Here is a 13,375-nt window from a genome sequence, read left to right on the forward strand (position 1 = left end):
CCCACCCTAGGCGCTGGCGCGCGACAAGCGTGCCGGCTGGGCGAAGCAGCTCGCTATGAGCCTCAGGTATTTCAGCTTGCCCGGTTCGGCGTTAAAGCTAAGGGCGACCAGCCGCTTCTCTTCCAGCGGTGCATCGTTCGGGAGCAGTAGCTGGACGGGTCCCCATAGCCCGACGGTCGCGCCGAGTTCATGTAAATTGCCATTGTCGGTAGGATTGCAATCGGCGTTGCAATCAGGGCTGTCACCAAAGAGGGCGAGCTTACCCTTAAGCACTTGAGTCAGGCCCGGCAGGCTGGCCAGCAGTGGGTTTGTGACTTGCCAGCGCTTGAGCCTGAAACCTAACCCTCTGTCACTGGTCAGGTGCTGGCTGCTAATCAGTGGCCGCTTGGACTGAATAGTGAGGTAGGCGCCTATGGCCAGTTGTAGTGGTAGCGTCAGTAGCAGGAGTGCCAGGGCGAGCAGTCTGTCACTCAGCCTTACTCTGCTTATGTCATTGGCTTTAAAAGTCATGCCTTGGCGATGCTGCGCCGCACGATTGGGGGCGATGAGGCTTTCATCTTCTATGCTGATATAGGCCTGGTGCTCCAGATTGATCAGCAGGCTTTGGCAGACGATCGCCCTATGAAGGTTGAGGTCGCGTCCCACATAGGTGTTAGGCAGTACCAGGCTGTCACTGAGCTGGACGCCTGCGTCGATGAGACAGTGCTCGCCAATCACGAAGTCGCCATCCAGGCGCACGTTGTTATCGAGCTGGCTGCATTGTCCTATCATGCCCTGGCCATTGGCCGCGCCGTTAAACTGCACCTTCTGCGCCAGATAGCACCCGCCGCCATTTTCGTTGGCCTGAAAGCGCTGTTGGGGTTTGAGCCTCGCCAGGCGATTGCTGGCAAAGTTGAGGTTGGCGGTTAGGTAGTCATTCAGGCTGTCTAGGTGGTGCTGGTGGCCATGGAGTACCAGGGTGACCCCCTGAGGCTTGCTGGCAGTTGCGCTGGGATGGGCGATGAGCGGCCAATTGAGATGGTCCAGATTGGCGCTGGCGCCAGGGAGCATGAGCATTCCGGTTGGCATGCCGGTTATTCTGGCGCTGACCAGTTCCTTGGGAAACTGCTTGGCAAAGTCGATGAACGCCTTTATTACAGGCGTTCGCAGTATATCGCCCCTAAGCAGCAAGGCAGGCTGCTCTGGGGTTAATTGCAGACGGGAGATCACCTCGGATGCTGGCTCATCCGCCTTACAGAGAAAGTAGTCGATATCGAGTCCCCAGCGCTCACCCTTGCCAAGCAGCGCTTCGATGTCGCCGGCCTGAGGGCCCAGAACCAGTTTGACTTGGGTGATACCTGCATTGCTGAGATCGTCCAGGGTGTACTCAATCAATGCGCGATTGCCCACGGGCAGCAGCGCAGGGCAGTAGTATTGATCCAGCGGCGCTAACTCATGACCCGAACGATTGGCTAAGATGATGGCTTGCATAAGGTTGCTCTCCACAACAGATTAATAGGCGCCCCTGGCGAACAGCACGGCGGGTATGGTTTTAAGCAGTAAGCGGATGTCGGCCCACAGGGATTGCTGATAGATGTAATCCACATCCAGCAGCACCTGCTTGTCAAACGGGATGTCAGAGCGGCCGCTGACTTGCCAGATGCAGGTGATGCCGGGCTTCACCGACAGACGGCGGCGATCGCTAAGGCTGTACTGACTCACCTCGCTGGGCAGCGCCGGGCGCGGGCCGACCAGTGACATCTCCCCCTTGAGCACGTTCCACAGCTGCGGCAACTCATCGATGGAGGCCTTGCGGATCAGCTTGCCGATACGTGTGATGCGGGGATCGCGCTTCATCTTAAACAGCACGCCGCCATCCATCTCATTGCTGGCCTTGAGCGCCGCCAGTCGCGCCTCGGCATCCTGGTACATGGAACGAAACTTCCACATGGTAAAGGGCTTGTTGTTGAGGCCCGCGCGCTGCTGGCTGTAGAGGATGGCCCCAGGTGATTCGAGGCGGATCAGCAGCGCGGTGAGCAGCAGCAGTGGCGTGAGCAGAATAAGCAATATGCCTGCTCCCAGGATATCCAGCAGGCGCTTGCTGACGCGGTTTAGGCTGAGCCTCAGGGCGTGTGTGCTGCGTTTTAGCTGCGCACCTTGAGTGCGACCATCAAGTCTCGGCGTGCTTATTTGGCGAGCCAAGGCCGCCTGGCCAGCTTGAGCTCTAGCTTGAATTTGAGTTTGAGTTTGAGCTCTAGCTTGAGCAGGGCGCGGAGCACGGCGTAGCTTGATTGAGATGGTCTCAATGAGTACGTGATAGAGAAACCTGGGGTTTCCCAACAGGTAGCGGCGCCACATGCGTGCGGGCTCAGCCAGCAGGCGGGCTATCCACTCCATGCCTATCTGACGGACCCAAAGCGGGGCGCGTATGATGCGCTCCGAGTAGAAGTCGAACAAGCCGCCAACGCCTATGCCCACAGCGACATTGAGCTGAGCCTGGTGTTTGGCCAGCCACAACTCTTGCTGGGGCGCGCCCATGGCCACCAGGAGTATGCTGGCCTTGGAGGCGTTGATCTGCGCGATCACCTTAGCCGTCTCCTGCTCAGAATCTAAATAGCCATGATGGGTACCGGCGATATTGAGCGCCGGGTATCTGGCCTGCATCTTGTCGGCGGTCAGCTGGGCGATGCCGGGGCGGCCACCTAGCAGGTAGATGGCGTGGCCGGACTTGGCCAGGCGCTCACACAACAGCGGGAACATGTCGGTGCCGTTGAGGTTATCCCCAAGCGGTGTGCCCTTGAGGCGACTGGCGAGCCTTAGCCCCAAACCATCGGCCAGGATTAGATCGGCTTGGGTCAGGTTGTGATGATAGGCCTTATTATCGCGGCTGATGTTCATACAATCTGCGTTGACGAAGCAGTAGCGCTCCATAGCGCCTTGTCGCTCGCAGGCTGCAAGCATACGCTCAAGCAGCTGATTCATGCTGATATTGGCAATCTTAAGCCCAAACAGGGAGAGGCTGTGGCGACTGCCAGGCAGGCTTGGCGCCAGCAGCGTCATGGTTAGCGCGCGCACTAGCGCCAGCAGATAGCCCTGAGGAGTGGAAAAGGCGCCGTCTATCGCCGCTTCTGGTGATTCGAAACTCAGCCCCATTCTCAGGTACAGCTGCTCAAAATTGATGAGGCCTGGGCGTGAAGGTGCGTTTGGTGCCTGAGTCAATGCCAGCTGCAGGCGATCGCCTATTAGACTGACATCGCCTCTGATGAGGTTCCAAATGCTCGGCAGGGCGGCGAGGTGATTCCCCTGATAGAGTCGATAGAGTGGGCGAACCCGGCTCTGGCCATCGAAGAAGTAGATGGTCTCCAGCGCCTGGCCACGAAAGAGTCTGCAATAGGCCATTGCGAATAACAGGAGCGGCGCCCAGATGGGCAGAATTAGCATCAGCAGCATGAGGTCTATGGCGCGCACCATGTTAGGTATAGATGCAGGCACTCTGGTCGAGCTGGCCTCAGTGGATTTAGCGGCTTTGGTTGCATTCGTGTCCACATTGGCAATGCTACTGGTGGTGACCGACTGGGCGGCGCGCATCTCATTTCCCATGGTGAAGCTCCTCTTGCTGGATGGACTTGCCTGGCGCTTATTATTTGGCTCGTGTTAATGGGCTAGGCTTAATTCGATTTAAAAAATGAATCATGCCTACAGGCTAGATAGCACAAGGGGTGCCAACTTTAATATCTGTTGTAAAACAGGTGGTTAGTGTTTTTTGCTTGCTGTCTTTTCGCATCTTGAAGTGGGCGGGATTGCGCCCTGCATCGCGTATTGCAATTCTTTCTGTTTGGAATTTGCGAGGCATTGGCGAGGTATAGCCAGGCATTAGCAGACTTATCACTGTGCCTAATCCATATTGCTTTGCTCAGTTGAAAAGAAGCCGCCCACTCATGCTGGCAGTGGGCGGCGCGGTGATGAAAAAGCGCTTACTGTGAAAACAGTTACTGTGAAAACTCTGTTACTGGGAGATAAGCGACCCCTTGACCCCATCTTTGGCGATCCGCTGGCGCTGACGCCTGCCGATGATCTCCTGCCCCAGCTGCTCGCAGGCCTGGTACAGGGGCTTAGGCAGTAGCCATAACAGGTAGGCGGCGCCCAGGGTGGTGAGGGTGCGTCCCGTCTCCTTTAGCAGGATCTGTGGCGCGTGGATCAGCGCGCGGTTAACCATGTGTACCGCCATCTTGCCGTTGCCGCTACGGATCGATTGGCGCGCCAGGTAGCGCAGCTGATAGCCGCGGGCGTGACGCTCGTGCTGTTTCAGTACCTTGGGGGCAAACAGGCGCGCCTTGGTGATCATCTTCTCCCAGGAGGCCAGCTGCTTGTTGACGTCCGCCGACAGCCCGGTAGGGTTGAGACGATAGTAGGTGAGCGGCTCGGGGATCCCTGCCATCAGCCAGCTGGTGGTGGCAACGATTCGCAGCCAGCACTCGATATCTTCCGACTGGCGAAAGCTCTCGTCGAAATAGCAGCTCTGCAGGCCTTCGCCGTCGCGGATTTGAAAGCGGATGGCATTCAGGGTCTCGCGGCGGATCACTGGCGCCGAGCCGTTACCGACCGGGTTACGGCACAGGAGGTGGGCCGCGTCTATGCCGTTCAACTGGGGCATCTGATAGAAGTTTGTCGGGGTGCCGTCATGTTCCATGAAGGCGGAGCGGGAGAAACTGATCCCTACCAAGGGGTGTCTGTCCAGATGCTCCACATGGCGCGCCAGCTTGTCGGGATGCCACTTGTCGTCGGAATCGAGAAAGGCCACATACTTGCCGATGGCGTGACGCACGCCCGTGTTGCGGGCGGCGGCCAGCCCCTTGTTGATCTTGTGCTGCACTATGCGCACCCGTCTGTCTTGCACCTGCTGACAGATCTTGAGGCTGTTATCTGTGGCGCAGTCGTTGACCAAGATCAGCTCGAAGTCGGTAAAGCGCTGTGCGAGCACAGATTCGATCGCCTCACCCACGAAGGCCTGCACATTGTAGACGGGCATCACAACGGAAACGGTAGGACTCATAATGACTCTCCTTGAAGGCTAGGGCTCGACGGCGCGAAGGCGGGCAAGCTGAGGTATAGATAGAGGGAAAACAGGGGCAGCAATGTGAGGTGCAAGGCGAGCACCGCCGTGGCGATACCGACCAGCCCCCACGGACTGGCGAGCAAGATGGCCAGCATCAGCAGCGCGGTAAAGACGCCGTTGCTGATGAGGTTGAATCGGCTCTTGCCCAGGGCGATCAACAGCTGGCTGGCGGCTTCACCGAGGGGACGGGTGAGACCGCTTAGGCAGAGCAGCAGGAAGATGGGCAGGGCGCCGGCATCTATCCATTGCTGGCCATACACCAGGGGCAGATACCAGGGGGCCAGCAGCGCCTGCAGCGTGATGATCGGCAGGCTGATCCCGGCGATTAATTTCAGGGATCTAAGGTAGTGAGTGGCCTTATCCTCGCCGGCGCACAGGTGTGAGTAGAGCGCCGTGCCGTAGCTCTGGATAAGCCCCATGCTGATCCCTAGGCTGGCGTTGAAGGCAAAGAAATAGATGCCCAGCGCCTCGACGCCCAGCAGGTAGCCGATCAACAGATAGTCTATGTTCTGGCGCAAAAAGAGCAGCAGATCGCTAAGGCCTATCTGCACGCCGAAGCGCGCCATCTGCGGTGTTGTCATGCCCGCAGGTAGCGAGCTGGTTTTAATACCTTTGTGATATGGCAGTGGGTTGTCTTGCCTGTGCACCCAGATCCAGACGAGCACGGCTAACACCTTAGGCATTATGATGGCCCAGATGCCTAGGCCGAAGAGGGCAAGCAGGGCGGTGAGCGCGCCATCGAACAACGTCTGCCACAGCACGGCGCGGCCGACGATTCGCATGCGGTTATGTTTGAGGTTCTGCGCGGCGTACAGCATGCCAAAGGGCAGCAAGAGATAGCTGCTGGCCATCAATAACATGGGGGCGATGAGGCTGGGTTTGTGATAGTAGAGGCTCAGGGGAAGACTCAGCAGACACATGATGGTTAAGGCGCTCAGGCAGGCGAACCAATTGAGGCGGTTGGCGCTGCCCAGGCTGGCAATATAGTCTGAGCTATCCATCTTGATAAGGGCCGCCGAGCTGATGCGCCGCGTTGGGGTGACCAGCAGCTCGAAGCAGGTGAGTATGATGGCGACCTCACCGAACACCTCTGGGGTCAGCAGCCTGGCGATGATGATGCTGGCGCCCAGTCTGACGATACGGCCCAAGATCTGCGCCGAGCCCAGCCAGAAGAGAGCGTTGGCGAGGCGCTGCTCTGAGAGCCTGATAAAGAGGTGGGTTATGTTGTTCATCTGATTTCCCCTTGTGCGTCCTGCGCCATTTCCGCCGCTGCTGTTGTCGAGTTGACCTGCCTTGCTACGAGCTTTAGATCTCTCCTAGTCTCTTCACTATCTGTGCCAGGTTGTGTAATTACATTTTTAAAACATTAACCAGCTGTTTTTAAATGGATATTTGCCTATCAACCTAAGAGGCGCTATCGCGGCAATACTCCCTGGGAGGCATTTTGCAAAGCAGCAGACGTAGCGTTCGCATTTTGCCTTGTGTCTTCATTTTCAATTTTTCAATAAGTGCCTAGGTCGGCTGGCTAGCCGTCGCAGGCGTGGCCGCCTCTGTCTGAGAGCCGATTTGATCGTCCTTGGAGGCCTGTTTGTGGGCCAGCCCTACCAAGATGAGGCCGGGCCAGAAGAGGTAGGCCAAGATCTCCAGGTTCTCGCCGAAGGTATAGAGGAGCAACATGCTCAGAAACGCCAGGGCGGTGGCGCACAGGGGACAGTTAAGGGCGGGTCTTAGCAGGCTTAAGATGCCGATACCCAGGGGCAGGGCCAGGGCGGTGGCGCCGACTATGCCTTTGACAAACAGCAGACCATACCAGGTGTGGTGGGAGCCGATGGGCATATATTCCACCAGATGGGGGCCGCGCTCGACGATGCCATGGCCCCAGAGCACAGCCTCGTTAGCCCAGCGCTCCAGGGCGATGTTGGCCAGCTCCTGACGGACCCGGGTGGAGCCCGCTCTGGCGGCCTTTACCGCATGAATCGTATTGTCGATGGATTCGATAACCTGTGTGCCCACCATGCCGCCCAGCAGAGTGACTGGGCTGGCAAGCAGGTAGAGCCAGGGGGAGCGATGCCAGCGGATCAGGGCAAAGAAGCCCAGGATAAACAGATAACAGATGATGGCGAGGCGCGACTGGGAGATGAGGATCATCACCAGGCCGCCGCCCAGGCCATAACGGCGAAACTTAGGGGTTAACTCCTGTAAGGCCCCCAGGCTGACCAGGTTGCCCATCAGCCCGAGCGCAGGCGCCCAAGGGGTGAACAGGCGCCAGCGCGGGGTGCCGCTACCCGGGTCTATCTCATACAGGCTGACGCTGAAAAATTCGGGCCCTGGGCCGCCGACTATGCTCAGGGGCGACACGTATAGGGTGCTGGGGAGCTTTATCAGCCAGGCGATCACAAACAGCGGTAGCAGCATTAGGGTGTGTTTGCCTACCACACAGAGGGCGCGATAGATAATACTGGGGCGAATATCGAGCGCTCCCAACAGGGGAAAGATGGCGATCAGCGCCCAGCCCTTGGCCCAGCCGATGGAAGATTTTATCAGCTTAGGGATCCCCAATGCCTGCTCCAGATGGCCTATGATCAGCACCAGCAACATGACGAACATCCCCAGCAGCCAGGCCTTCTGCGCCATGGTGATGCGATAGTGGGCGCCATCGAAGGTGTAACGTTTGAGCATGCGTAGCAGCAAGACCCAGCCAACCACAGGGGCGACCAGATACATGGCGCCCAGCAACCAGAAGCCATAGGTCCAGGTGATCGCTCGGTAGACTAACTTTTCGTCACTATTCGCTGCATGATAGGTTTGCGTATCCATAATACCGCCAGGCCTCCGATTGCCATGAGAGAGCTGAGGGCGCCGCCGATCAGCGCCAGGAGTTTGTGCATGGGATCTTGCTTAAGGGGCAGGCTGGGGGCCGCCAGCAGCTGCACCAAGGGATAGGCAGAGTAGATGTCGGCCTTGCCCACATCCATCTTGGCAAGCGCCGAGGTAAACACCGCCGTGGCGAGCTGATGTTCCCGGTGGAGATCCTCGAGCTTAGCCGCATCGTCGTTGCTGTGGGCTAGGCGATCGTTCCAGTTGGCGATCTGCTCATCTAAGGTGGCGATCTCCTGGGTCAGCCCCTGCACTTCGGTGGAGAGGTTGAGTAGCTGCTGCATCAGCTGCGCCCGGCTGTCGAGATCGTCGGCGGACAGCTTGAGCATCAGCTCATCGTCGCGGTAGCCAAGCAGGTGCTGGCAGCGACGCTGCAGCGAGGCAAACAGTGTCTGTTGCTGGTGGCGCTGGGTGACCACCTGAGGGTGCTTGTTGCCGTATTGACCGTCGAATTTGGCCAGCATAGTGGTGGCGTCCGTGTAGAGCACAAGTAACTGCTGAAACAGCTGGTCATTCTTAAGCTTGAGTAAGTCCGCCGCCTGCTCCGGCGAGAGCGCCAGATGGGCCTGCAGCTGGCCGCGGCTGGCGAGCATTCCCTGCTGTTTGGCGACCATGGTCACTCGCTTGTGACGCAGCCGCTCTATGGTCAGCGCCAGCTCCTTGAATTGATCCAGCGACACCAAACCTATCTCTGACTGAAAGGCGAGGATCTTCTGCTGGCTCAGGCTCACCTTCTGGGCAAAGCCCTCGATCCCCAGCTTGATGCCGTTTTCCCGCTGGCTGATCTCATCTTCCCGCAGGGTCTCGAGCAGGCGCTGCAGCGCATGGTAGTGGGCCCAGGCCTTCTGCTGGGCGCTTTCGGCGTCGCGACTGACCAGACTAAATTCCATCAGCCCTGTCTGATTGGGCAGCTTAAGCTTAGGCTTGCCCAGCTCGCCGGGGGCGAGGCTCAGGCTGCTGGCTGCGGCGGCGAGCAGCACCTCGCTGCTGGCCAGCGCCTTGTAGTTTTCTCTGGGATCTATGGCGCTGCTGAGATAGGGGGAGCTTGATGAGCTGCTGGCGTGGCCTATGCTGTCCAGGCTCACCTGAGCCCCGGCGCCGGCGCCGGGGAGAATAAGGGTCCACTTGCTCACGTAACGCGGCGGCGCCAACAGCAGAAACAGCCCTACCAGACCCCAGATCAGCGCCAGTGCGCCCAGGGCCGTCTTGATGTAGACCCAGCGACGTCGGTTGAGGGGCATCTTGCTGCCAGTCACCAGGAAGTGCTTTAGTTTGGCAAGGCTGGAAGGGGCGGCTGGCGTGGTCATCATGGTCATCCTTTACCGGTTAAAGCAGGCCTAACAGGCTGACGGGTACCAAGAGATCCGTCAGGGTGCGGGCGACCTCGCGAAGATTGGTGACGCGGGAGTCGTAGCAGGCCAGGCCGTCACCCGGCAGCAACACGGGATTGATCTCGGGTTGATAGGAGTGGCTGATGAGGCTGCTCAGAGAGCGCTCCACCACATCTATCTGCTCGCTCATGGGATTCTTGGTGATCAGTATCACGTGGCGTGAGGCATTGGTGCTCTGGGCGCCGCCCATGCAGTTGGCGGCGATGGCACCGCTCAGCAGCCGGGTGCCATAGGGAAAGCGGGTCGCCTCGGTATCCACCGCCGACTGAGAGTTGCTGCTGGCCGGTTGGGTCAGGTTAGAGATAAACACCCGGATCCCCGGAATGGTGATCTGCGACGGGCGCGCCAGGCTGTCGTCGAAATAGTGGGTCTCAGGCACATAAATATGGTCCCCGGACATCAAGATGAGGTTGTCGACCTCCTTGCCGCTGAGGATACCGCTAAGATCCAGCCGATACTGTTTGCCCTGACGGGTAAGCACCACCTGGCGAATATCGGCGTCGGGGCGCACGCCGCCAGAGGAGCGCAGCGCCTTGGTCAGGCTGCGACCTTGGGCGTTATCGCCATGAAAGTTGGCGTGCTGCTCGGCGATATCCACCTCGCTGTGACGATTGATCTTGTGTTGCCCCGGTTCATAGACGGCGCCTGAGACGCGAATATTAATCGCCCCCCAATGCAGCGGCATTATGCTGATCCGCACCGTGCCGGCCAGCATGAGTTGCTCCTTTATCAGCTCGTCGCTGAGGGCCTGTTTCAGCTCAGGGATGGCAACGCCTTCCGCCCGAATGGCGTTGAGGTAGGGCAGATAGATGTAGCCGTCGGCATTGACCTCCACATCGCCGCTAAACTCCTCGCCGTTAAGGATCTGGATCTTGAGACGATCCCCGGCCGACAGTCTGGGAGCGCTTAGGCTGTCTAAGGAATAGAATTGGGGCAAGCCGCCTGCGGCCTCCATACCTATAAGGGTGTCTTGATTTGGGCTGCTTGGCTCTGTCTGCTCACTATAGCGGCGGCTGTAGGGCACCATGTCATCATAGTAGTGGCAATCCTGGGGCTGGCTATCAAGCTGGCGCTGACACAAAGCCTGCTGTTTGGGCTGGGCCGGGGTGACGCAGCCGCCGATCGAGGCGAGCGTTAGCAAGAAGATGAGCGAATAGGCATGGCCTCTTAATGAAAAGCAGCTTTGTTGCTCACTAGCTTGCTTACTCGCTTGCTTTTTTGGCCGATAGGCGCCGAACTGAAATGACAACATGGCGTGTCTCCCTATGAAGCCTTGGCCGCGGCAGGCGAGCAGATATATTCGCAGGCCGCCTCACGGTTTTCGAACAGGGTGAAGATCTGGTGCAGCCGGGTCAGCTCGATCAGGGCGCGCACCCCAGGGGTTGGGGAGAGCAGCACCACATCACCGCCCAGCTGCTTGGCCTTCTTCAGCACAGAGATCAGGATAGAGAGGCCGCTGGAGTCGATATATTCCACCTGACTCAGATCCATGACCAGCCTGTGGCTGCCACTCTCCAGCTGGCGGATGATGGCCATGCGCAGGGTGGCGGTTTGGGACATGATCACCTGACTCGGCAACACCACCATGGCGGCGTTGTGATGGGCTAAGGGGATAAATTTCATAGTCGACTCCTTGGCGATGCCATCTTAGTGGATAGGGTCACTCACCTTTTCGGTGGTGGACGACTAAGACAGTGCACAAGCCAGGCCAAGTTTTAAAAGTCTTTAATTACATGTGGTTAGCCTTATTTTGGCTCTTATTATACCGACGGTCAGCGCAGGCATTGGAATTGTGCATTGCAATTTGCATCGCCCCTGCGTGCTTTTGCATTAGCGATCTTGCGTCGAGCTTAGGGCGAGTTAAAGGCAAAGTATCGCTTAGGGATGCTGCAGAGGAGTGGGCTAGAGACTAGCGGGAGGTGAAGGGGGAGGTGAGGGGCAAGCCGAGCGGCTTTAAAAAAGAGGGAATTGACCTAGTTTAGGCGCGCGCTTATTCGCGCGCCTAAACCATGATCTAAAGTCAGCGGCGCAGCAGGCTAAGACGCAGGTGACTGCCCTGCACCGAAGGTTGAAACCTCACCTGATCCATCCAGCTGTTCATTATCCACAGGCCGCGGCCGGAGCCTGCCATGGGCTGAGGGCAGTTTGGCTCGCCGCTCGCTTTATGGGGCGGGCGCCTGTCCAGCAGATCTACGGTGATCTTGTCGTGGTCGCAGTGCAGGATCAACGTGATGTCACTCAGCTCGCTGCTGGCGTGTTTGATGCTGTTGCCAAGCGCCTCCAGGATGCAGGTGACCACCTTGAAGCGTTCCTGCTTGAGGACGCTGTTTTGCAACATGAATTGTTCCAGTTCCAGGCAGAGCAGATCTTGCTGCCAGGCCTTGTCGGTCAGGGTGAATGTTAGGCTGTTCATGCGCTTTTCCTCCCTTGGGTGTATGACACTGCCGGCGCCGCGGCGCGGCGATGAAAGGTGAGTAGTAGCAGTGAGGTATCGTCCTGGGGACTCGATTGCTGCCACAGCTTGGCCTTATGGATGAGATGCCTGATCAACGCCTCGGCGCTCAGGCCGCTCGCCCGATGACAGAGCCGCTTGAGCCTGGCCTGACCAAACTCGCCAAACTTGGGGTGACGACTCTCAAAGAGACCATCTGAGTAGAGTAGCAGTCGCTGATCCGGTCTCAGATAATAGCGGCTGCTGCGATACTGGAAGTTTCTGTCTATGCCTATGGGGAGCTGAGGCTCGGCGTCGAGCGTGTCGCTGCCTCGATTATCCAGCAGCAGCGGCGCGGGATGGCCGGCGTTGGTCAGGTCTAGCTCGCCACTCTGGCAATTGACTATGCCTAAGATAAGTGTGGCGAAACGGCCGCACTGCTGGGGATCATCAAATAACTGGTTGAGCCGAGTGACGAGCCTGGCGCTGTCCAGGGACTCCCAGTCGGCGCGCTGGCGTGACAGCTGCTGTGCCAGGGTGAAACCCTGCATGGAGGCGGCGATACCATGACCGGCCACATCCAAGAGATAGAACCCCAGATGGCTTTCATCTATGGCGAAACATTGAAAGATATCGCCGGCCAGGCTGGTGGCGGGTTGAAAGTGAGAGCTTATCTGCCAAAGGTTGAGGTGTTGATCCTGCGGCGGCAAGAGCGCCCGTTGCAGCTGCGCCGCGCTGGTGAGATCTTCCTTGAGTTGCCCAAGGTATCTCTCCTGGGTCTGCATCGACCTGTGCAGCTTATGATTCTGCACCGCCAGGCTGCGCTGCAGACTCACCAGACGCTTGGCCGCCAGCAGGCGCACCTTGAGCACCGAGGCCTGAAAGGGTTTGGCGATAAAGTCATCGGCGCCGGCTTCAATGCCCTGGATCATATGCTCGGTTCGGTTCTTGCCCGTGAGCAGTATGATAAACGGCGGTTGACTTAGCCCTTTGACCCTTTGGCACAGGGTGATGCCGCTCATGCCCGGCATGCGCCAGTCACTGATCATGATATCCACGCTTGTCTCTTGCAGCTTTACCAATGCCTGCTGCGCGTTATCACAGCTAGATACCGCAAAGCCGAGCTGGCGCACCAGACTCACTATCATCAGGCGCTCACAGCTGCTGTCTTCGACGACGAGTACCGAGAGTGCGGTCGGCTGGCTTGGCTGTTTCATGATGGCGACTCCTGGCCCTTGGGCAGTAGACATAGTGAAGTGGAGATAGTGCTTAGTGCTGACTAACAACTTCTGTGCCATCGCGCCTTGGTTTCATCAGCTCATCTACTTATTTATTAATTCATTCAATGTAATAGTGATTATTTGCTTGAGGGTAGCAACTTAATCATGACGGGGTTTACACCATTGGCTAAATTGCAAAATGCGAGGCTTGCATTCATAGTGAGACCTAAGGTGTTGATCTTCATCGGACAGCAGGGAGGCGCGGCGCACTTGGGTAGAGGTCACTTACTGAAGAGGGCAAGGGCTCAAAGGGACAGAGGCAAAAAGCTTTGGCATAGCGATTGCTGAGCAGGGGTTATCC

10 protein-coding genes are annotated in these 13,375 nt (G+C 58.1%); all 10 read right to left on the reverse strand.

Going from position 1 to position 13,375, the window contains the following annotated elements; all coding sequences use genetic code 11:
• Nucleotides 1–6: 6 nt before the first annotated feature.
• The 10 genes from K0I63_RS07170 to K0I63_RS07215 all read right to left on the reverse strand — a co-directional run bounded on the left by K0I63_RS07170 (nucleotide 7) and on the right by K0I63_RS07215 (nucleotide 13,011).
• A complete protein-coding gene (locus K0I63_RS07170) occupies nucleotides 7–1,470 on the reverse strand; it encodes a nucleotidyltransferase family protein (protein ID WP_220082989.1) in 1,464 nt (487 codons plus the stop codon).
• Between the two features lie 21 nt (nucleotides 1,471–1,491).
• Nucleotides 1,492–3,579 carry a WecB/TagA/CpsF family glycosyltransferase gene (locus tag K0I63_RS07175; protein ID WP_258406957.1) on the reverse strand — a complete coding sequence of 696 codons (2,088 nt, stop codon included), beginning with the start codon at nucleotides 3,577–3,579 and terminating at the stop codon, nucleotides 1,492–1,494.
• A gap of 406 nt (nucleotides 3,580–3,985) precedes the next feature.
• Nucleotides 3,986–5,032 carry a glycosyltransferase family 2 protein gene (locus K0I63_RS07180; protein ID WP_220082990.1) on the reverse strand — a complete coding sequence of 349 codons (1,047 nt, stop codon included), beginning with the start codon at nucleotides 5,030–5,032 and terminating at the stop codon, nucleotides 3,986–3,988.
• Nucleotides 5,029–6,327, reverse strand: coding sequence for an oligosaccharide flippase family protein (locus K0I63_RS07185; protein WP_220082991.1), 1,299 nt, complete (start codon nucleotides 6,325–6,327; stop codon nucleotides 5,029–5,031). Before K0I63_RS07185 ends, K0I63_RS07180 begins: the two co-directional genes overlap by 4 nt.
• A gap of 280 nt (nucleotides 6,328–6,607) precedes the next feature.
• Complete coding sequence (locus tag K0I63_RS07190) at nucleotides 6,608–7,912, reverse strand: O-antigen ligase family protein (protein WP_220082992.1); 1,305 nt, start codon at nucleotides 7,910–7,912, stop codon at nucleotides 6,608–6,610.
• Nucleotides 7,867–9,282 (reverse strand): GumC domain-containing protein, encoded by a 1,416-nt coding sequence (locus tag K0I63_RS07195; RefSeq protein ID WP_258406958.1) that lies wholly within the window; start codon nucleotides 9,280–9,282, stop codon nucleotides 7,867–7,869. The genes K0I63_RS07190 and K0I63_RS07195 overlap by 46 nt, the downstream gene beginning before the upstream one ends.
• A 16-nt stretch (nucleotides 9,283–9,298) precedes the next feature.
• Nucleotides 9,299–10,615, reverse strand: a complete 1,317-nt coding sequence (locus K0I63_RS07200) for a polysaccharide biosynthesis/export family protein (RefSeq protein WP_220082993.1) — start codon at nucleotides 10,613–10,615, stop codon at nucleotides 9,299–9,301.
• A gap of 11 nt (nucleotides 10,616–10,626) precedes the next feature.
• Entirely contained in the window at nucleotides 10,627–10,986 is a 360-nt protein-coding gene (locus K0I63_RS07205) for an STAS domain-containing protein (RefSeq protein ID WP_144204051.1), read from the reverse strand.
• Nucleotides 10,987–11,383: 397 nt separating this feature from the next.
• Nucleotides 11,384–11,776 carry an ATP-binding protein gene (locus tag K0I63_RS07210; protein WP_220082994.1) on the reverse strand — a complete coding sequence of 131 codons (393 nt, stop codon included), beginning with the start codon at nucleotides 11,774–11,776 and terminating at the stop codon, nucleotides 11,384–11,386.
• Nucleotides 11,773–13,011 (reverse strand): PP2C family protein-serine/threonine phosphatase, encoded by a 1,239-nt coding sequence (locus tag K0I63_RS07215; protein ID WP_220082995.1) that lies wholly within the window; start codon nucleotides 13,009–13,011, stop codon nucleotides 11,773–11,775. The genes K0I63_RS07210 and K0I63_RS07215 overlap by 4 nt, the downstream gene beginning before the upstream one ends.
• Between the last annotated feature and the right edge of the window lie 364 nt (nucleotides 13,012–13,375).

The sequence above is a fragment of the Shewanella rhizosphaerae genome (assembly GCF_019457655.1).
Lineage (GTDB): Bacteria > Pseudomonadota > Gammaproteobacteria > Enterobacterales > Shewanellaceae > Shewanella > Shewanella loihica.

Bases quoted from the DNA above. Each gene is read 5' to 3' on its own strand.
- K0I63_RS07175 (WP_258406957.1), bottom strand. From the start codon at position 3,579: ATGGGAAATGAGATGCGCGCCGCCCAGTCGGTCACCACCAGTAGCATT.
- K0I63_RS07180 (WP_220082990.1), bottom strand. From the start codon at position 5,032: ATGAGTCCTACCGTTTCCGTTGTGATGCCCGTCTACAATGTGCAGGCC.
- K0I63_RS07170 (WP_220082989.1), bottom strand. From the start codon at position 1,470: ATGCAAGCCATCATCTTAGCCAATCGTTCGGGTCATGAGTTAGCGCCG.
- K0I63_RS07210 (WP_220082994.1), bottom strand. From the start codon at position 11,776: ATGAACAGCCTAACATTCACCCTGACCGACAAGGCCTGGCAGCAAGAT.
- K0I63_RS07200 (WP_220082993.1), bottom strand. From the start codon at position 10,615: ATGTTGTCATTTCAGTTCGGCGCCTATCGGCCAAAAAAGCAAGCGAGT.
- K0I63_RS07185 (WP_220082991.1), bottom strand. From the start codon at position 6,327: ATGAACAACATAACCCACCTCTTTATCAGGCTCTCAGAGCAGCGCCTC.
- K0I63_RS07215 (WP_220082995.1), bottom strand. From the start codon at position 13,011: ATGAAACAGCCAAGCCAGCCGACCGCACTCTCGGTACTCGTCGTCGAA.
- K0I63_RS07190 (WP_220082992.1), bottom strand. From the start codon at position 7,912: ATGGATACGCAAACCTATCATGCAGCGAATAGTGACGAAAAGTTAGTC.
- K0I63_RS07195 (WP_258406958.1), bottom strand. From the start codon at position 9,282: ATGATGACCACGCCAGCCGCCCCTTCCAGCCTTGCCAAACTAAAGCAC.
- K0I63_RS07205 (WP_144204051.1), bottom strand. From the start codon at position 10,986: ATGAAATTTATCCCCTTAGCCCATCACAACGCCGCCATGGTGGTGTTG.